Here is a 19,129-nt window from a genome sequence, read left to right on the forward strand (position 1 = left end):
GCCGACGGAGCGGCGTTCATACCCCTCATGCGGATTCGCACACCGATTTGCGCACCGAGTCGCATACCCATTGCCACGCGGCCCGTTTTCGGGTTTGATACGCGGATCGGAGCCTGCCCATCCTGGGGACGCATACCGCATGCCCGCCGCGAACGATTCGGTCTGCTTTCACAGCACGCACCTGCGCGAGGTCGACGCCATGACGGCCGCCACCGCGCACAGCTTCGCGCGCCATGCGCATGACCAGTACGGCATCGGCGTGATCGATGCGGGTGGGCACGTATCGCTCTCCGATGCGGGCGTGGTCGAGGCGCTGCCCGGCAACCTCATTCTCGTCAATCCCGGCGAAGTGCATGATGGCCGCCCGCTCGGCGCGCACGCGCGGCGCTGGCGCATGCTTTATTTCGAGCCGCGCTGGATCGACGCGCTGCATGCCGACATCACCGAAGGCGACGACGTGAGTTTTGCGCTGTTCGCGCCCGTGATCGCCGATCCGCACCTGCGCGCGCTGTTCGATGTCGCGTTCGCCAGCGCCACGGCTGACGGCGGCGATCTCGCGGCCATGGCGTTCGACGGCGCGGCGCTCGACGCCATGGCGCGGCTCGTGCGCGGGCTCGGCCACCGCCGGCCGCTCGCGCCGTGTTCGCCGCTGGCCGTGGCGCGCGTGCGCGAGATGATCGATGCCGATCCGGGCCAGGCGTTCTCGCTCGCCGATCTCGCGAGCGCGGCGGGGCTCAGCCGTTTCCAGCTTCATCGCGGCTTCGTGCAGGCGTTCGGCGTGGCGCCGCATCAGTACTTGTTGCATTGCCGCGTCGGACTCGCAAGGCGGCTGCTCAAGGCCGGCCAGGCGCCCGCCCAGGTCGCACTCGCGGCCGGCTTTTGCGACCAGAGCCATCTCAATCGCGCGTTCGCGCGCCAGTTCGGGGTATCGCCGGGCCGTTACCGGCTCGTGCACGGCGGCCCTCCGGCCTGACGGTTGCCGTGGGCGGCTGGCGGCCGCCGCACACCGATCCAAGACGGCGCAGGCGCCGCGTTTTATACAGGCGTTTCAGTCCCACGGAGCGCCTCCATGTCCTCTTCGTCCTCTTCGTCTTCTTCGCTGTCATCCGCAAAATCGCTGCGCGCGTCGTCGTCGCGGTCCGTCGCGCATCTGCAGTTGTCCCTCGCGATGATCACCGTGGGCAGCACGGTGATTGCCAGCAAGATCATCGGCGCGGGGCTCGATCCCCTGCCGGCGGCTGCCTTGCGCTTTGGGCTCGCCTTGCCCGTGCTGCTGGTGCTCATGTGCGTGACCGGCACCGCGTTCCCGCGCCCCGGCCTGCGCGATGCGGGCCTGCTGATCGCCCAGGCCGCGGTCGGCAGCGTCGGCTACACCGTCTTGCTGATCGCCGGAACTCAGCGGACCTCGGCCGCCGACGCGGGCATCATCCTCGGCACCCTGCCCGCCGTATGTGCGCTCACCGCCGCCGTGGTGCTGCGCGAGCGGCTGCGCGCAAGCACGCTGATCGCGGTGATGGTGGCGAGCCTCGGCGTGGCGCTCGTCACGCTCGCGCCCGCAGTGCATGGCGGCGGCTCGCTCACGGGCGATGCGCTGCTGATCGGCGCGGTGATCTGCGAAAGTTTGTTCGTTTTGCTAAACAAGCGGCTCGCGATGCCCTGGCCGCCGCTCGCGCTGTCGACCGCGATGACGGGCATCGGCTTCATCGTCTCCGGCCTGGCGGCGCTGCCCGACTGGCCGGCCACGCTGCACGCGCCGCCGCCGCATGCCTTGCTGGCCGTGGCGTACTACGCGCTGGTGCCGACCGTCGGCGGCTTCTGGCTCTGGTACGCGGGCGCATCGCGCGTGTCGGGCGCCGAGGCGGCCATCTTCACGGCCGTCGCGCCGGTTTCGGGCGTCGTGCTCGCGGCGCTGCTGCTGGGCGAGCCGCTCACGCTCGCCCGCCTGGCCGGGCTCGCGCTCGTGGTCGCGGCCGTGTTCGCGACTGCCGCGCCGGGCGTGCTAGTGTCACGAACACGCGGCGCGGTGCAGGACTAGCCGCGTGCTTTTCCGCCGCTTTCCGTCCTTCTCGCCATTCAAGGAGCCCACGCATGAGCACTACCCACCCCACGTCCCCCGCCGAAACCCGCCCGCCGCTGCCGCCCTTCACCCGAGAGACCGCGATCCAGAAAGTGCGTGGCGCCGAGGACGGCTGGAACACCCGCGATCCGCAGCGCGTCGCGCTTGCCTACACGCCGCAAAGCGTCTGGCGCAATCGCGCCGAGTTTGTGACAGGCCGCGAGGCCATCGTCGCGTTTCTCACGCGCAAATGGGCGCGTGAGCTCGACTACCGGCTCATCAAGGAATTGTGGGCGTTCACGGGAAACCGCATTGCGGTGCGCTTCGCCTACGAGTGGCATGACGATTCCGGCCACTGGTACCGCTCGTACGGCAACGAGAACTGGGAGTTCGACGAGAACGGGCTGATGGCGCGCCGCCATGCGTCCATCAACGACCTGCCGATTCGCGAGGCGGACCGGCTATACCACTGGCCGCTCGGCCGCCGTCCCGACGATCATCCGGGCTTGAGCGATCTCGGGCTCTGAGCGGGCTGTCCCGTCCCTTGCCAGCGCGCGCATCGTCGATCGTTCATCGCGGCGACTCATCGGACTGCAACATGGGCGCGCCGAAGGTTGCGCCCGCGCTGGCTTGCTGTACAGTTTGCAGTCGCCGGAAGCAGACCGTGAACAGAACCAGCAGCAGACGAACCGAAGCGATTCGGCGAGCAAGAGGACGGAGAGCCCATGCGGTGTTGGCAAGTGCGAGGTGTCAGGACCCAAAAAATCGCCATCGCGTTGGCGCTCACAGCGCTGATGTCTGGCGTCGCAACGAGCGCACGCGCGCGCGACTGGTGCGGCGGCGGCCTGTGGGTGGACGCGATGGTCGGCTCATATCACATCCATCCCGACAAGGATTTCGAGCAATTCAATCCGGGCCTCGGCATCGAATGCTGGCCGGGCGAAACCTGGGCGCTCACGGCGGGCGGCTTTCGCAATTCGCTGCGGCGGCCCTCGTGGTATGGCGGCGCGGTCTGGGCGCCGGAATTCCTGCACTGGGGCTACGTGCGCCTCGCGGCGATGGGCGGCCTCATCTCCGGCTACAACTACGGCAACTGGGGGCTCGGCCACAATCACACGGTCGGGCCAGTGGCCGCGCCCATCGTGATGGTCGCTTACAAGCGCGTGGGCGTGAACTTCATCGTCATTCCGCCGATTCCTTCCGACGACCTGCCATTCACGATCGGCTTTCAACTGAAGGTGAAGTTCTGAGCGTGCGCGGGTGTTGCGCGAGGGCGTCGAAGCACTCGCCATAGCGGGAGCATGGTGAGTCGCGAAGGATACGTCGACCTCACCGGCGATTGCGCAATGGTGAGGAATTCCAGGAGAGGCGGATGGTGAGTCGTGCAAAGCGCGGCAACCTCACCGGCGCATCGTGCAATGGTGAGGAATTCCAGGAGTTGGTGCTCCCGAAAAACCTCACCGTTGTCCTGGGTGGGGGCGTATCGGCGTATCAGAACTTGTACTCGGGATTCTTCGGATCGAAGGCGTCGGTCTCGAAGGTCTTTGGCGTGATGCTTTCGATCACGATTCTTTCGAAGATCTGGCCGTCGTTGTCATACGCCTCGACTGTGCGGAAATACGGGCGACGCAGGTCCAGCCCGAGCGTCTGTTTTTTCGCATAGAACTGCGGTTTGCCGGCTGGCGAGGCATAAGTGAGCGCCACCACGCGCACGCCGCTGAGCGTTTTCACTTCCACCTGCGGCTTGTATGGCGCGCCCACCTCGGCGTATTTCTTCGCGTCTGCCATGAACCGGCTCACGATGAACTCCGTGCCGAGCTCGGTGATTTTGTGATTCGACTGCGAGCGCGCGAGCGAGCCGTCGATCGCCGTCCACATCGGCATGACGCCGAGCAGGCCGCCCAGATGACCGTACATCTGATCGGTGCGTTTGGTGGCGTCGTAGATCACTTCTTCGCCCGCATTCTGGCCGTCGGGCAGCCACTTCGCGTAGATGCGCAGCGGTTCGCGCTCGAGCTTCACGAGCATGTGCGCGGGCTTGCCGGGCCACTTGCCGTTCAGGCGTTCCCAGCGCGAGAGCACGAATTCATACGACGGATACCCCGGCGGCCCGATCTGGATCAGCGCGGGCACGACGAGCGGATCGAACGCCTGAAAGAGCGCCGTGAGTTGCGCGTCGCTCATCTTTACGAGCGCGCCGCTCTTCTGTGCGCGGGAAAGCCAGCGTACCTGCTGTTCGAGCGGGAGCTTGCCGACCTCGGCGGCGGGATTGGCCGACGGGCTGGCTGTGGCTGTCGCTGGCGCGGCGTCTTGCTGGGCGCTCGCTTGCATGCTCGATTGTGCGTTCGCACCGGCCGCTTCGTTATCCTGCGCATTGGCCGTGGCGCACGCGAATGCAAGCGCTGCGCACGCGAGCGGTGCAGCGAGGCGCCGCGCCGGCCGCACGCCTTGCGGCGTCGAACGCAATGGATCGTTATTCATGGTTTGGCTCCCTGTGTCGCTATTTTCTTGAACGAAACGTTAAACAGAACCGCAGAAGGCGTGAAGAAAAAGCGCGATGGTAACGGCTACGCGGCGCACTGCCTCTCAATTTCCCGATCATGCTGCGCGTGGCGCGGAATTGGCCTGAGTGGTGCGCGCAGTCGCGGCACGCAGCCACTCGCCGGTAGCAGAAGGCGCGGTGACGGGCAGCATATGGCCGCCGTTCACAACCTCGAGCGTCACGCGCGACGAGCGGCGGCGCAGCGCCTCGCCATGGCGCATCCAGTCGAGCACGATGTCGTCGCGGCCGAACAGCACGTCGACGGGAATCATCAGGTCTGCGTAGCGTTGCTCCATCTGTTCGAGATCGTTCGAATCCTCGATAGCCACGAGATCGAGCGACGCGTTATAGAAAGCCTTGGGCCGCACGCTGAGCAGCGCGCCGCCACGGGTGCGGAAGTCCGTGGGCACCGCCTCGGGCGCGAACACGGCCTTGAGCGTCGCGGTGCTGGTGGCGAGGCCGAACGGCGTGGCCAGCGTGCGCGCCATGAAGCGGCGCACGCGCGCCGAGCGCACGGCGAGCGCGCGGAAGGCCTTGGGCACCTCCGTCTGCACGTGGGTGAGCGGGGCGATCAGCGCGAGCCGCGCGACCGACTCGGGATGATCGAGCGCGACGGCCAGCGCAATTGCGCCGCCGAGCGAATGCCCGACGAGCACGGGCGCTTCGAGGCCGAGCGCGTCGATGAAACGCGCGACCGTGCGAGCTTGCGCGCGAATGTTGGCTGGGGTCAGCGCGCCGCGCGTGGAATAGCCGGAACCGGGCCGGTCGATCAGAATCACGCGATGCTCGCGTGCGAGCGCTTCGAGCGGCAGCCAGGCGAAATTGCGCATCTGCCCGCACAGGCCGTGCACGAACACGAGAGGCGCCCCACCGCCGTCGCCATGGCCATATTCTGCGTAGTGGATGCGCTCGCCATCGATATCGACGAGGCGGCCGTCCATCGGCACGGCCTGTTCGATGCGTCGCGTCATGCGCCGCGTGAACGACGCAAGTGCGGCGCAGGCCAGCACGGTCACGACGATTCCGGCGGCGAGGGGAAAAACGATGGCGTTCACGCGATCCTCCGCTGGCAAGATTGAATGAACCGCTCGACGCGAGCGGCAATGAGCGGCGCATCGCGCAGGATGGTCCAGTGCGATGCGTCGATGACCTCGCGCCGGTAGTGGCCCAGCCATTGCGCGACGTTTTCGGAAAGCGCCGGCGTCACATAGCGGTCCCTGCGCGGCACGACGAACTGCACGGGCACGAGAGTGCGCCGCTCGCGCGGCTGCCGCGCGCGCGATGAAGTTGGCGCGATAAAGCTGTAGCCCGTTGATGCCGTTGCGCAACTGATCGGGGTCGCGCGGCGCGCGCACGCCTTCGGTCTTGCGCAGCCACCATGGCCACAGCGCCGCGCCGCCCAGGCGCCACACGAGCTGCGGCACGAGCGGCAGATGGAAGAGCGCGATGTACCACGATTTCAGCGACTGCGAGAGGCTCATGCGTGCACGAAACACGTGATCGAGACAGGGCCCCGAAATCGACGTAAACGAGGCAATGCGCGCGGCGTTGGCAGGATCGGTCACGGCTTCCCAGCACTGGATCGAGCCCCAGTCGTGCGCGACGAGATGAAACGGACGCGTGCCACAGCTTGCATCGGCCACGGCGCACAAGTCGAGCGCGAGCTGCGCGAGCCGGTAGTCCCCGCGCCGCCGGGGCGCAGCCGAGCCGCCCATGCCGCGCACGTCATACGCAATCACGCGAAAGCTCGTATCGAGTTCACGGCGCAGCGCCTCCCACACGCGCGCCGAATCCGGATAGCCGTGCACGAGAATCATGGGCGGCGCGTCGGGCGGCCCGCTCAGGTACACGGCGAGCCGCACGCCGTCCGAATCGACGTCGAGCCTTTCGGGCGCCGCAGCTCCGTTCAGGTTGCGCATGGTGCGTCAGGCGGCGCGCGGCGTGCCCGCCGGATGCAGCGGCACGCGCCGTGGCGCGGCTTGTGTCGCGTATTGCTCATTGGTCGCGTCGATCTGCGCAATGAGGCCATCGATTCGTTCGAGATGCTTATGATTGTTGTGATCCCATGGATGAAAGCCGGGCTTGAAAAAGCGCAGCCATTCGAGCGCGATGCCGGGAAACACGCCATGGCGCGGACCATAGAGAAACTTGATGAGCTGCCAGCGCCCGCCGAACTTGCCGATGCTCCGGCTGTGCCGGCGCATGAGCGCGAGGTGGTAGTCGAATACGATCAGCCAGAACAGCACCGTGGTGGCCAGCATCGTGCCGGTGCGCATCAGGTAGCGCGCGGGGCCGGGCTTGATCACGAGATTCCAGACGTCGTACGAAACCGATTTATGCTCGGTTTCCTCGAGCGCATGCCATAGCCACATCTGCTTGTAGCCTTCCACCGAGCCCTCGATGCGCGCGCTGCCGTCGGCGAGCAGCAGATCGGCGAGCATCGCGGTGTAGTGCTCGAGCGCGACCGTCTGCGCGAGCTGCAGCGAGGGCGGCAGCACCTTGCGCGCGAAGTTCAGGATGGCCCAGAGGCGCTTGTCGAGCTTGTGCGCGGGCAGGCCGGCCGCTTGCAGCAGGTCGTTGTACTCGACGTGCTCGCGCGTGTGCATCGCTTCCTGCCCGATGAAACCCATCACCTGTTTCTTGAGCTCGGGATCTTCGATGCGGTCGCGGTAATGGCGCACCGCGTCCATGAAAAAGCGCTCGCCGGCCGGAAAAAGCAGCGAAAGCGCATTGAAGAAGTGGGTGACCGGCACGCCCTCGACGTGCCAGTCACAAGCCCTTTCGGGCGGTAACGCGAAGCGGATGTCGCGCCGGATCGGCATCATGCTGTTTCTCCCTGATTGCTGTTGCCTGCGTTGTTATTCCTGGCGCGCTTGCGCGCCTTCGCGGCCTCGCGCCGCGCGCTCATCACGACGAGCGCCTGATAGGCGGCGGGCAGCGTGCGCGCGAGCCAGTCGGCCATGCGCGCGTCGCGCCCGATCAGCACGCGCCGCGCGTTGCGGCGCACGCCGGCGAGGATCGTGCGCGCGGCCTCGTCGGCGGTGGTGATGAAGAACTTCTCGAACTCGTCCTTGCCCTGCTGCTCGCTTGCCACCATGAAGCCGACCATGTTCGTGGCCACGTGGCTCGACTGCGCGATGTTGGTGCGGATGCCGCCCGGATGCACGCAGGTGGCGGAGACGCCGCACTTCATCATGTCGAGCTCCTGGCGCAGCGATTCGGTGAAGCCGCGCACCGCGTACTTGGTGGCGTTGTAGCCGCTCATGCCGGGCTGGGCGAACAGGCCGAACACGCTCGACGTGTTGACGATATGTCCATCGCCCGAAACCTTCAGATGCGGCAGGAAAGCCTTGGTGCCATGCACGACGCCCCAGAAGTTGATGTTCACGATCCATTCGAGGTCGCTGTACGACATGCCCTCGATCGTGCTGGAGAGCGCGACGCCCGCATTGTTGAACACGAGATTCACGCGGCCGTGCTCGCGGGCGGTTTCGTCGGCCCACGCGAACACGGCGTCGCGCTCGCTCACGTCGAGCACGCGCGGGCTCACGCGCACCGTGGGGGCGAGCGCGCGCACGATGCGTTCGGTTTCGGCGAGGCCGGGCGCGTACCGGTCGGCGAGTGCGAGATGGCAGCCGGCGCGCGCGAGCTGCACGGCGAGCGAGCGGCCCATGCCCGATCCCGCGCCGGTGATGGCGGCTACCTTGTTGTCGAAGTGCTTCATGAACGTGTTCTCCGTTGTGAACCGCGTTGGGGCGCTTGGGGTCACTTTGGGTCGCCTCAAGCGGCTTCGGTCGTATGCGTGGCGGCGACGACAGGCGATTCGGCATCCTCACGATGCGGTGCGCGAAATGCCTGATAGTCGGCCATCGAGAAACGCGCGGTGGCCTGCCGGTAGCGCCATGTGAAGCCCGGCCAGAGTGTGGTGTTCTTGCCGTTGCGCGGATCGAGATACCAGCTCTTGCAGCCGCCCACGGACCAGATCGCGCGGCCGAGCTGGTCCTGAATACGCGCGTTGTAGCGCGCCTCCACCTGCGCTCGCACTTCGATCGAATCGGCGCGCTCCTGCTTCATGGCGTCGAGCGCGCCGAGGATGTACTCGACCTGCGACTCGATCATGAACACCATCGAGTTATGGCCGAGCCCGGTATTCGGGCCGACGATCATGAAAAAATTCGGATAACCAGGCAAAGTCGTGCCGAGATAGGCATGCGCGCCGTTGCACCATGTCTGCACGATGTCCACGCCGCCGCGCCCGATGACCGCGCCTGGTGGAAACGGATCGGCCACCAGGAAACCCGTGCCGTAGATCAGGCAATCCACCTCGTGATGCGTGCCGTCGGCGGTGATCACGCCGGTGGCGTCGATGCGCTCGATTGCAGCCGTGACGACATTGACGTTGGCGCGCGCGAGCGCCGGATAGTAGTCGTTCGAGATCAGCACGCGCTTGCAGCCGATCGTGTAGTCGGGCGTCACCGCATCGCGCAGCGCGGGATCCGCGACCTGATTGCGGAGATGGCGCAGTGCGAGCTTCTGCACGTTCTTCATGAGCGCCGGGTGGACCGCGAAGCCCAGCACGCGCGACTCCAGCATCCAGTAGAGGCCCGTGCGGGCGATTTTCTGCGTGAACGGCAGCGTGCGGAACATCCATTGCTCGAAGCGGGAAAGCCGACGGTCGGGCTTGGGCATGATCCATGGCGGGGTGCGCTGGAACAGCGCGAGCCCGGCCACCTTTGGCGCGATCTGCGGCACGAACTGGATCGCGCTCGCGCCGGTGCCGATCACGGCCACGCGCTTGTCTTCGAGCGCATAGCCGTGGTCCCACTGCTGCGAATGAAAGGCCTTGCCCGCGAAGGTCTCCACGCCGGGGATCGCGGGCAGCGCGGGCCGCGAGAGGCCGCCCATGGCCGAGATCAGCACGCGGGCGGCCAGGCGCCTGCCGTTGGCGAAAGCCAGACGCCAGCAATGTGCGGTCTCGTCCCACTGGGCGCTGGTCAGTTCGTGATCGAAGTTCAGCCACCGCGAGAGCCCGAACTGCTCGACGCAGCGGTTCAGATACGCGCGAATCTCGGGCTGCGGCGCGAACATGCGGGTCCAGCGCGGATTGGGCGCGAACGAGAACGAGTACACGTGCGATTGCACGTCGCACGCGCATCCGGGGTAGTGATTGTCGCGCCAGGTGCCGCCCACCGAGCCGGCCTTCTCGAATACGGCGAAGTCGGTATGGCCGCGCTGCAGCAGGCGGATCGCCATGCCGAGGCCGGCGAATCCGGTGCCGATGATGGCCACGCCGAGTGGCTCGCCGGTGCGGTCGTTGCCGGCTGCTTCGAAAGACCGGGTGGGTGCGTTCATCCGGAGCGTCTCCCTATGGTCCATTATGAACTGTTACATTGAATGATGTAAACATAGCGGGTGCGACGCATGGACGCAAGGGACTAGAGGAAGCGTTCCAGGAAAAACGCGAGCGTCAAAAAAAGCACGCGAGTGCGCGACTGGCTTGGGCTTCAGGCCAGTGAGGGGGAGCGGTGCGGGGGCAGGCGGGAGAGAAAAAAGCGGGTCTTGAAGCAAGCACACCCGCGAAAGGAAGGATGCGTTCCTGGACGCACGGGCGCGCTTTCAGCGCGCGCCTGATCAGCGTTTCTTGCCGATGGATTTACCTAGGACTTTGCGGGCGGTGGCGGCCTTGCCGCTGCCTTTACCACCGGACTTCTTCACAGCCACACCGGCCGCTTTATCCAGCTCGACCGGCGCATCCTCAGCCGGCGCCGAGCCCGCTCCCCCACGACGGCCCAGCGTCTGCTCGAGAATCGTCGCAACGCGGCCACCAAGATACGCGCTCGACTGCTCCTCGAGCGCGCGCAGAATCTCATTCTCGACGAACACCGTAGACAGCGGCCGCAGCCGCCAGATCGCGTCGACGAGCGCCGGCATGTCGGTCGCGGGCGGCAACGCGCCCGCGTCGTAGCGGTCGAGGTGCCGCACGACCATGGCCACCAGCGCGCCCGCGATCGCATCGAAATGCGGGCGCGCCTCTTCGAGCACGTCCAGCAGCTCGCGCGCCGGAATGCCTTCGCGCACCGTGGCCGCGGCGGCATCGAGCATGGCCGGATTGCGCGCGACGAACGACAGCCCCTTGCGTTCGAGCAGGCCGAGCTCGGCGAGCCGCGTGAGGCTATTGGGTGCTTGCGGACCGAACAGCTTGATCAGCTCGGGCAGCGAATAGGTTCTGGGCCGCGTATGCGACCACGGGCCGCCAATCGCGTTCTCGAGGCCGAGAATCGAGCGCAGGTCGCCGCCGTCGTCGATAGCCTTGATGAGGTCCTGGATGTTCGACAGCGTGTAGCCGCGCGCAAGCAGGTGATTGATGAGCTTCAGGCGCGCAACGTGGGAGTCGTTGTAGATGCCCACGCGGCCGCGCTTGTCGGGCGGCATGAGCAGGTCGCGGTCTTGATAGGCGCGCACGTTGCGCACCGTGGTGCCGGCCACGCGCGCGAGTTCGTCGACGGTGTATTCGCTGTCGGCGGCGCGCTCGGGCGTGGTGTCGGTGACGGGAGGCGTGGGCGATTTCGGCATGCGCCGATTTTAGCGCGAGCCGCCGCCCAAGCGCGAACCGGCGTGCGCCTGGCCATGGGCCGCCAGGCGTGCCCTACCAGGCGTGCCCCATCGGGCGTGCCCCACGAACGCGCTAGAACTTGTACGAGACCGCGAGGTACGAGATGAGCGGATCGGCCTTGAGCTCTCCACGGCTCACGGCCAGCTCGGTGCCGTCGGCGGCTTTCACGATCACCGATGATGTCGTTTTCAGCGGAATATAGGTGAGCGATGCCACGAGCCCCAGATGCGAGGTGATGTTGTATTCGGCGCCCACGTTGAACACCGGCTGCCACGATGACGACGCCTTCGCGGTGACCTGCGTCGTCCCCGGCTTGCCTGCGCCCGCCGCGAGCACAGAGCCCAGGTCGTCCTGAGTGGCTTTCACGAAGTTCGGATTGAGCTGGATGTCCGAGAACCAGTTGTACGAAACGCCGATGCCCATGAACGGGCGGAACTTTGCATCGGCATCCCGGAAGTAGTACTGAAAGAGCAGCGCCGGGCTCCACTGGCGCACGCTCTTGACGATGGGGTTGGTGGCCGGATCGCTGAGGTTCTGGCTGCCGAGCGCGCCCGCCGGGCCGGGCGGCTTGACCGTGCCGTGACCGTACAGCTTGAAGGTGGGGGGCACGCCCGCCACCGTCGAGACCGCGATGTGATCGGTCAGGAAATGGCTGAACACGAAGCCGACCGTGTTCGCGCTGCTCGTCGAAAGACCCGTGCCCGGCGACGTGGACGAATTCGGCAGGCGCAGCGGCGTGTTGATCGGCGAGGGCGCCACCGTGGTCGTGAGCGGTGTGCTGGACTGCTGCGGCGCGACGTGGAACCAGCCGAGCACGGCCACGTTGTCGCCCGCGTGCTGGGCGTGGGCGGCCGTGCTCAGCACGACCGCCACCCCTGCCAGCATTGGCTTTGCGATACGTCTCATCATTCCTCCCTGTCCTTCCTGTTTTCTTCGGCTGCTCTCAGGTTCGGGTGTCCCTGCCCGTCCGCTGTTTGCGCGCGGCGACCGTTTCGTGAACGGCCGTTCCTGCGCGCGCCCGGCGGCCCGCACGCGCCTCGCGTGCGAGAAGGCGGTCACCTCATGGGCTGCACGGCCCCGGTTTTATCGATGCATGATCGGGTCTCATCGCGCGGCTCACTGCACGAATGCGCCCGCCGTGAAGTACGGCGAGGATGCATTCGTCATGTCCAGGAAGCCGAACACGCCGCCCGTGAAAATCATCTTGCCGGTCGGGGTGCTGCCGGTCGACGCGTTCACGTGCGTGGTCGTCACGACGCCTGCCACGCTTTGCGCGAAGTTCAGATCGAGCGCGGTGGCGAGCGCGGCCTGCGAGGGGTTGAACGGATCGAGCAGCGTGCCTTGCGTGCCGGAGAGCGCGAGCGTGCGGTAATCGAACTGGCTGTCCACGCCGATGTACTCGCCGTCCTGCGAGCCCTGCGCGATGTTCGTTTGCGGCGCGAGCACCGAAATGCCCGATTCGTCGTCGGCGACGGGACCGGTCGCGCCGCTCTGCGGATCGACGCCCACCTGCGGATACGCGACGCCCGTGCGCACGAGCACCGGCACGAGCTGCCCGCGCAGCTTGCCGACGATCATGAAGCCTTTCGCCGCGTTCTGTCCGGTCACGAGCGTGGGCTTGACCTGCCCCTGGAAGTGATCGGTTTCGAACGCGCCGCTGCCATCGGCCGACGGCGCGAGATTGGTGCCCGGCTGCATGCACTTGCCCGCGTTCACGCCGGTGTTGTCGCATTCGGTCCAGGAGCCGTCGGCATTGATGGTGATCTTCGCGTCCACGGCGGTGGGCAGGAAGTTCTGCGACGGCACCTGGTGATAGCCGAGCTGGTTATACGTGCCGGCAACCTTGGCGATATTCGTTTCGAGCGAAGCAAAGCCGATGAACGGGTAATACGGAAACTTCGTGTCCGGCACTATGCCGATGCCGCCCGATCCCGCGAACTGGATCTCGGCGCCCGGAATCGTGCCGCCCGCCACGCCCTCGCCGATGAACACGCGCGCCGGACGGTTCGGATCGAGGCTCGCGCCGGTGAGCTGGAACGCGCACTGATTGAGCTTCGCCGTGGGTAGTGCGGTTTCCTGAGCAATCGTGCCAGACACTACTTGTCCCTTGCGCGTTGGCGTGACGGTGCCCGTAGTGGCGGGAATCGGCGACTCCACATAGGTGATCTGCCAGGTCTTTTTCGTGGTGTCGAGCTGGAGCTTGACGACTTCGCCGTCGCCGCCGCCGCCCGTGTAGACGGTGTTGTAGTCGAGCGTCGTCGGGCAGAGCGAAGTCTCCACCAGCGGCGGGCTGCTGTTGCCGCCGCCGCATGCGCTCAACGTGAGCAGCAAGGGCACGCCTGCGCCCAGCGTCGCAAAGAAACTGGATTTCATACCGCATCTCCGGAATCGTTTTTGTAGGCGGAGCGCCGGCTCCCTGTGCATGGCACCCCGGTCTGGCTCATTCGAATCGCTTCGGCTGATTAATCAGGCATCCAGATAAATTTGGTATCGGACGCCTGCCACGCGACATTTACTGCGGCTGGATCAGCGCACCCACGCCGAAGTAAGGCTGGTTGGGCGTGGCGCTGTTTGCCGAGGTCGATGTGACGCCGCCGTTTTCCTGGCCATTCAGGAAGATGCCGTACAGCCCGCCGACCGCGATCACGTTGCCTTTGTTGCCGTTGTTGTCGATCACATCGATCAGGCCCGGATGCGTCTGCGTGTAATCGAGCGTGAACGTGCTTTGCGTCGTCATCGTCGCGGGCTTGAGGAAGCCGGCGGTCTGGCCGTTGATGAGCGTGGCCGTGTAGGCGAAGTTCGAATCGGCGCCGATATAGCTGCCGTCGAACGCGCCCGACTTGAGCGTGGTGGCCGGCGCCATCATCGCGATGCCCGATTCGTCGTCCACATGAGCATTCGTGAGGTCTTCGTTCACGTAGCCGGTGCGCACGACGATCGGCACGATCGCATTGTTGAGCTTGCCGAGAATCAGATGCGCCGTCGCGCCGTTGCGCTGCACGACGAGCCCCAGCAGCGGGCCGACCAGCGGCGTGCCGACCGGCGTGGGCGTCTGGATTTGCGGTGCGTTGGCGCTGTTGAAGTAGCCGCCGGTCGAGTTTGCAGTCCACGCGCTCGTGGCCGTCGCGCAACTCGTGTTGCTTGCGCCACCCGGCACGCTGCAGTTGCCGTTCGCGTCGTATTGTTCCTGCGTGACCTCGGCGGCGGGCGCGAAATTGTTCGACGGCAGGATGTGATAGAGCAGCGCGTTATACGCGCCCTTCAAGTCGGCGATATTCGTGCTCACCGACGAAAATCCGATGAACGGATAGAAGTCGAACGTGCGCGCCTTCACGTTGGGGAAGAGCGTGGAGGCGAGCTGGTCGCCGCTGAAGTCGACAGTCGCGCCCGGAATGCCGCCGCCGGCCACGCCGAAGCCCACATAGATGGTGGGCGGATTATTGGCGTTGTAGGCCGTCGTGTAGGTGCTGCCACCGATGGTGCCCGTGCCTTGCTGAAGCTGGAACGCACAGGCGATTTGCGCGGGCGTGGGCAGTGAGCCGGCGCTCGGATGCTGGACCGCACCCGTGATCGTGAGACCTGCGCGCGTGTTCTGCACCTTGCTCGAATTCACTGGAATCGGCGACGCGAGGAAGGTGAGCGAGTAGGTCATCTTCGTGGGATCGATGTTCAGGCTGACGACTTCGCCGCTGCCCGTACCGCCGAGGTAAGTGTTCTTCGCGATGTCGGCGGCGGCCGGGCACAGCGCGGTGGCAGCCGGCTGGCTCGCGGGCGGGCCCTGGTTCGCGCACGTCGATCCCGAACATTGCGCCGGGGTGATGGGCGCCGGATCGCTGGCGGTTCCGCCGCCGCACGCGACCAGTAATGGCGTTGCGACTGCGGCCAGCGCGCCGCAGCGGAGCATGCTCTCCCACATGTGTTATCTCCCTGTCTCGTAATAATTTATGCGCTGAAGATTGGATCATGACATCGGACGCTGTCAATTGAACGAAGCACTCTAAAACTGGCCGTGCGGCGGCGCGGCTCGCGCCGGCATGGCTCGAGCCGCTAGCAACCGGGGTTTTTCCCGATGCTTGCAAACGGCCCGGCGGGGCCGCCGAGCAAACGATGTTCCCGATGGATGCGAGGTCTGCAAGCTATTTGAAGGACTCTTGAGGCATGGGTGAGGGCAGCCTGAACCGTCACCTGATTAATTTGGCATCCGAATGAAATGGCGGTGATATGGGGCAGTGGTTGTCGAGCCGCGCAACGAACTCAAAGGTGAGGGAATTCGGGAGCGGGTTTGCGCGCGCCGCTTCCAAAGGTGAGTGTTTTCGGGGGCGTTTGTCGCAAACGCAGAAACATCGCTGACAAATCGGGAGAGGACACGCGCGAATGGTAAAGGTGAGTGTCTGCGGGAGCCAATATTCACTGAGCAGTACCAAAAGCTGCTTTTTACCTGATGTATTTAAGTTGCTTCGCAGATTTTTTTAATAAAAGCGTCTTGGGTCGATTTGTAAAGGTGAGTATTTTCGGGAGTCGTGCGGCGCGGCAAGCTGTCATCGATATGTGAGCCACGCACGGTATAGTGATTCGCGAAACGCGCCGTCGGCGCAGCGCTATGGAGCGGCAACATGGGTTTTTTCGACCGACTATGGCCGCGCAAACGCGCGATGCCGGTGCAGGAGAGCGCGCAAACGCGCGCGCTCGTCGAGCGGCTGATCGTGCTCAGCCCCTCGCTGAAACTCGCGCGCGACTATCGCGAGCGGCTGGGTCCCGCGCTCGCGGAGTCGGTCGCGTATGTGCGCGAAATCGTCGAAGCTTTGCCGCCCGCGTGCCAGGCGAGCGCCGCGAACTGGCTTGCCGATCCCTATATCCACGCATTCTTCGCCGCGCCCGACGAGGTCGCGCCGGTGCTGAGCCGCTCGCCCGAATTGCATGCGTGGTTCGGGAGCCATCCGCTCGCAAACGAAGCGTGGGCCGTGCTGGGCATGGCGATGGCCGAGCGCCGCAGCCTCGGCGTCGCGCAGCACGGTGACCACGTGCATACCGACGTTGCCCAGACCACGCTGAGCTTCGACGACCATCAGGTGCGCGTCTGCGGCGAATCCGAAGCGGACCTGCGCGAGCAGATCGTGCAGCGCGTGGTCGAGCAGATCGCGCTCGAAGGACTCGCGCAGATCGGTGCCGACGAGTCGCGCCGCGACGCGCTGGAGCAGGAGCGCGCGCTGTTGCGCACGCGCCGCCAGCTGCTCACTCGCCAGGGCGCGGGCACGCAGAAGATGGTGGGCGAGCGCGCGGTCGCGAACGCCGCGGAACTCGCACACCTGCAGGCGCAGATCGAGGCGAACGAGCAGGCGCTCGCGGAGCTTGGCTTGAAGACGGACGCGCTAGAACACGAAATGGGCGTGATTTGCGATGTGCTCGCGCATCCGGCGCAGCACGCGAACGTCGAGATGAAGCAGGTGCGGCTGAGCCCGATGAACGTCGTGATCGAGCACGACGCACCGGGCAGCGGTGCACAGATCGTGTTTCCGCTCGCGCGATTGCCGTCCGGTCCGCAGGGCGTGCGCGCGTTCTCGCTGATCCGCTTTGCGCGCGCGGACCTCATGCCGCTGCCGAAGCTATTGGACGGGGATAGCCGCTTCGTGATTTGAGCCGCAGACGGCATGGTTGAGCTATAGGTGAGCGTTTTCGGGAGTCGTGCGCCATTGCGAGCGGGCGGCCCCGCGTGATGTGAGGTGAAGCGCGCTGCTTCGGGAACTCTCACCCGAGACGAGCCGCTGCGCAACAAATAACGCGATTCCAGGCCGAAACGCGGCAGAAAATTCCTGGTAGTCCCAGGTTAAGCGATGCGAAGCGTTCTCTCCCGCGACAGGCGAAGCCGCGCCCGAACGCCAAAGGTGAGGGTATTCGGGAGCGGTGCGCGCGGTTGTTTCGAGACACTAACCGTTCGGGAAAAAGTCTTGAAAACACTGGAAAACAAGGCTTTTCGAGCGGTGCGGGAAGGCCCGGCGCGATGCCGCCGGGACCTCGGTAAACCGAAAGGTGAGGTTTTTCAGGAGTGCGCGGCGGGCCACGCGCTCACGCCCGCCGGGGCGATCTCGAAGCGCAGCGCGCCGGCGTGCGGAAGCGTCCCGTCGTCGGCGGGGATGTCGAAGATTTCGCCGGCCAGTTCGAGCGTGACATAGCGGTCGCCGTGGCGCAGCGAGACGCCCGCGAGACGGCCTTCGAGCGAACCACCGGGCGTCGCGCACAGCGCGCGCGGCGACACGCGCCACATTACACGCGTGCCCGTGGCGAGCCGCGCGTCTTCGCAAGCGCGGCTGCACGGCAAGCGCAGCCCGCCCGCCGTTTCGATCTCGCCTGAGTCGAGCAGGATGCCCGCGCCGATGTTGTGCAGTCCGAGCAATTCGGCCACGCGCGGCGAGGCGGGCCGCGCGAACACCTCGTCGACGGGACCGGCTTGCAGCGTGCGGCCATGCTCGATCACGAGCACTTCGTCGGCGAGCAGGGCCGCTTCGTCGGGATCGTGCGTGACGATCACGGTGACCGCGCTGATCTCGCGCTGCAAGGCGCGCAGCGTTTGCTGCAGGCGTCGCCGCCGCGGCGTGTCGAGCGCGGCGAACGGCTCGTCGAACAGCAGCAGCTGGCTGTGCCGCGTGAGCGCGCGCGCGAGCGCCACGCGCTGGCGCTGGCCGAAGGAGAGCTGGCGCGGCAGGCGCTGCATGAGCGTGTCGAGGCCCAGATGCGCGAGCCAGTAGCGCGCGCTGGCGGCGTCGGCATCGACGGGAAACGCCAGTTGCTGCGCCACCGTCAGGTGCGGAAACAGGCCGTAGTCCTGCGGCATGTAGCCGATCTGGCGGCCTTCGGGCGGCAATGCCCCGATGTCGGTTGCGCCGAGCGAGACGAAGCCTGCATCGTTGCGCTCGAGACCCGCGACGATGCGCAGCACGAGCGACTTGCCCGAGCCGGAGGGCCCGATGATTGCGAGCCGCCGCGTGCGCGGCTGCCAGGCGACGTCGAGCGTGAAGGCGCCGAGGCGCCGCTGCGCCGCGAACGCGAGCCGCGGGTTATCCAGATTCGCTGCCGCGGCGGCGGGCGTGAATGCGGTGAGCTCGTCGCCGTTGTCGGGGCTCACCGCGAGCGTGGCGCGCGCGCCGCGGCTATAGACCGAGAGCACCGCGCAGACGATCGCGATGCCAAGCGTCGGCAGCAGCAGCGGCATCATCGCGGGCAGCCCCTGACCGCCGAACACCACGTAGGTGTATACCGGCAGCGAGTACGGGTGATAGGCGACCATCACCGTTGCGCCGAATTCGCCGAACGCGCGCAGCCACGCGAGCGCGAGCCCTGCGCGGATGGCGGGCCAGGCGATCGGCAGCGTGATGCGAAAGAAGCGGCTCGCCGCGCGATGGCCGAGCGTGGCGGCGACGTCGTCGTAGACGGGATCGACGGCGGAGAACGCCGAGCGCGCCGCCACGATCAGGAACGGCGCGGCCACGAAGGTCTCGGCGAGCACGATGCCCGTGAAGGAGTCGGTGAGCGCGCCGTTGAAGAGCTGGCCGAGCGCGCTATACGGACCGATCAGGAACAGCAGCAGCACGCCGCTCGTGAGCGGCGGCAGCGCGAGCGGCAACTGCACGACGAAGCCGAGCAGCGCGACGCCGCGCGAGCGCGAACGCGCGAGCCAGTAGCCGAGCGGCACGCCGCTTACGAGGATGACGAGCGCGGCGACGCTCGCGCTCGCCACCGACACGCCGACCGCCGACCCCATGGTGCGCCAGTCGACACCCTTCCAGTCCGCCTGGCCGATCTGCGGAATGCTGGCGAAAAACGGCGCGCACAGGTAGACGGCGAGCAACGCGCCAAGCCACCAAAGCGGCCTTGCGGCGCGTTGCCTGGGCCGAGGGGGCCGAGCGGGTCGAGTCATGATTGC

General features: G+C 66.3%; 15 protein-coding genes and 1 pseudogene. 5 read left to right on the top strand and 11 right to left on the bottom strand.

Annotation, left to right across the window (positions count from 1 at the left end; genetic code table 11):
- Positions 1-139: 139 nt before the first annotated feature.
- From PWP93_RS18535 to PWP93_RS18550, 4 genes are all read left to right on the top strand, one after another.
- On the top strand, positions 140-973 hold the full coding sequence (locus tag PWP93_RS18535) for an AraC family transcriptional regulator (RefSeq protein ID WP_421045446.1): 834 nt from the start codon (positions 140-142) through the stop codon (positions 971-973).
- 96 nt (positions 974-1,069) lie between these two features.
- Positions 1,070-2,035 carry a DMT family transporter gene (locus PWP93_RS18540; protein WP_421045447.1) on the top strand — a complete coding sequence of 322 codons (966 nt, stop codon included), beginning with the start codon at positions 1,070-1,072 and terminating at the stop codon, positions 2,033-2,035.
- Positions 2,036-2,088: 53 nt separating this feature from the next.
- Positions 2,089-2,583 carry a DUF1348 family protein gene (locus PWP93_RS18545; RefSeq protein WP_421045448.1) on the top strand — a complete coding sequence of 165 codons (495 nt, stop codon included), beginning with the start codon at positions 2,089-2,091 and terminating at the stop codon, positions 2,581-2,583.
- 267 nt (positions 2,584-2,850) lie between these two features.
- Entirely contained in the window at positions 2,851-3,306 is a 456-nt protein-coding gene (locus tag PWP93_RS18550) for a hypothetical protein (protein WP_421026301.1), read from the top strand.
- A 241-nt stretch (positions 3,307-3,547) separates the two neighbouring features.
- On the opposite strand, the gene PWP93_RS18555 is transcribed toward PWP93_RS18550, so the two are convergent.
- The 10 genes and pseudogenes from PWP93_RS18555 to PWP93_RS18600 all read right to left on the bottom strand — a co-directional run bounded on the left by PWP93_RS18555 (position 3,548) and on the right by PWP93_RS18600 (position 15,127).
- On the bottom strand, positions 3,548-4,537 hold the full coding sequence (locus PWP93_RS18555) for a DUF1571 domain-containing protein (protein ID WP_421045449.1): 990 nt from the start codon (positions 4,535-4,537) through the stop codon (positions 3,548-3,550).
- A 117-nt stretch (positions 4,538-4,654) separates the two neighbouring features.
- Entirely contained in the window at positions 4,655-5,653 is a 999-nt protein-coding gene (locus PWP93_RS18560; protein WP_421046111.1) for an alpha/beta fold hydrolase, read from the bottom strand.
- 111 nt (positions 5,654-5,764) lie between these two features.
- Positions 5,765-6,517 (bottom strand): annotated as a pseudogene (locus PWP93_RS18565) (alpha/beta fold hydrolase); the annotation flags it as partial.
- Between the two features lie 6 nt (positions 6,518-6,523).
- Positions 6,524-7,423 (bottom strand): metal-dependent hydrolase, encoded by a 900-nt coding sequence (locus PWP93_RS18570; RefSeq protein WP_421045450.1) that lies wholly within the window; start codon positions 7,421-7,423, stop codon positions 6,524-6,526.
- Positions 7,420-8,322 (bottom strand): SDR family NAD(P)-dependent oxidoreductase, encoded by a 903-nt coding sequence (locus PWP93_RS18575; RefSeq protein WP_421045451.1) that lies wholly within the window; start codon positions 8,320-8,322, stop codon positions 7,420-7,422. The genes PWP93_RS18570 and PWP93_RS18575 overlap by 4 nt, the downstream gene beginning before the upstream one ends.
- 56 nt (positions 8,323-8,378) lie before the next feature.
- The gene (locus tag PWP93_RS18580; protein ID WP_421045452.1) at positions 8,379-9,950 is read right to left on the bottom strand and encodes a flavin-containing monooxygenase; all 1,572 of its coding nucleotides are present in this window, start codon (positions 9,948-9,950) and stop codon (positions 8,379-8,381) included.
- A 279-nt stretch (positions 9,951-10,229) separates the two neighbouring features.
- Positions 10,230-11,171 carry a MerR family transcriptional regulator gene (locus PWP93_RS18585; RefSeq protein ID WP_421045453.1) on the bottom strand — a complete coding sequence of 314 codons (942 nt, stop codon included), beginning with the start codon at positions 11,169-11,171 and terminating at the stop codon, positions 10,230-10,232.
- A 112-nt stretch (positions 11,172-11,283) separates the two neighbouring features.
- Positions 11,284-12,117 carry an OmpW/AlkL family protein gene (locus tag PWP93_RS18590; RefSeq protein WP_421046112.1) on the bottom strand — a complete coding sequence of 278 codons (834 nt, stop codon included), beginning with the start codon at positions 12,115-12,117 and terminating at the stop codon, positions 11,284-11,286.
- 210 nt (positions 12,118-12,327) lie between these two features.
- Positions 12,328-13,584: a DUF2957 domain-containing protein gene (locus tag PWP93_RS18595; RefSeq protein ID WP_421045454.1), complete on the bottom strand. Its 1,257-nt coding sequence runs from the start codon at positions 13,582-13,584 to the stop codon at positions 12,328-12,330.
- Positions 13,585-13,723: 139 nt separating this feature from the next.
- Positions 13,724-15,127, bottom strand: coding sequence for a DUF2957 domain-containing protein (locus tag PWP93_RS18600; protein ID WP_421045455.1), 1,404 nt, complete (start codon positions 15,125-15,127; stop codon positions 13,724-13,726).
- A 697-nt stretch (positions 15,128-15,824) separates the two neighbouring features.
- Between PWP93_RS18600 and PWP93_RS18605 the strand changes: the two genes are divergently transcribed.
- Positions 15,825-16,847 carry a hypothetical protein gene (locus tag PWP93_RS18605; protein ID WP_421045456.1) on the top strand — a complete coding sequence of 341 codons (1,023 nt, stop codon included), beginning with the start codon at positions 15,825-15,827 and terminating at the stop codon, positions 16,845-16,847.
- Between the two features lie 401 nt (positions 16,848-17,248).
- Here PWP93_RS18605 and PWP93_RS18610 read toward each other — a convergent pair whose 3' ends face one another.
- Positions 17,249-19,123, bottom strand: a complete 1,875-nt coding sequence (locus PWP93_RS18610; RefSeq protein WP_421045457.1) for an ATP-binding cassette domain-containing protein — start codon at positions 19,121-19,123, stop codon at positions 17,249-17,251.
- Positions 19,124-19,129: the final 6 nt, after the last annotated feature.

Source organism: Paraburkholderia sp. A1RI-2L, assembly GCF_048957375.1.
In the GTDB taxonomy this organism is placed as follows: Bacteria; Pseudomonadota; Gammaproteobacteria; order Burkholderiales; family Burkholderiaceae; genus Paraburkholderia.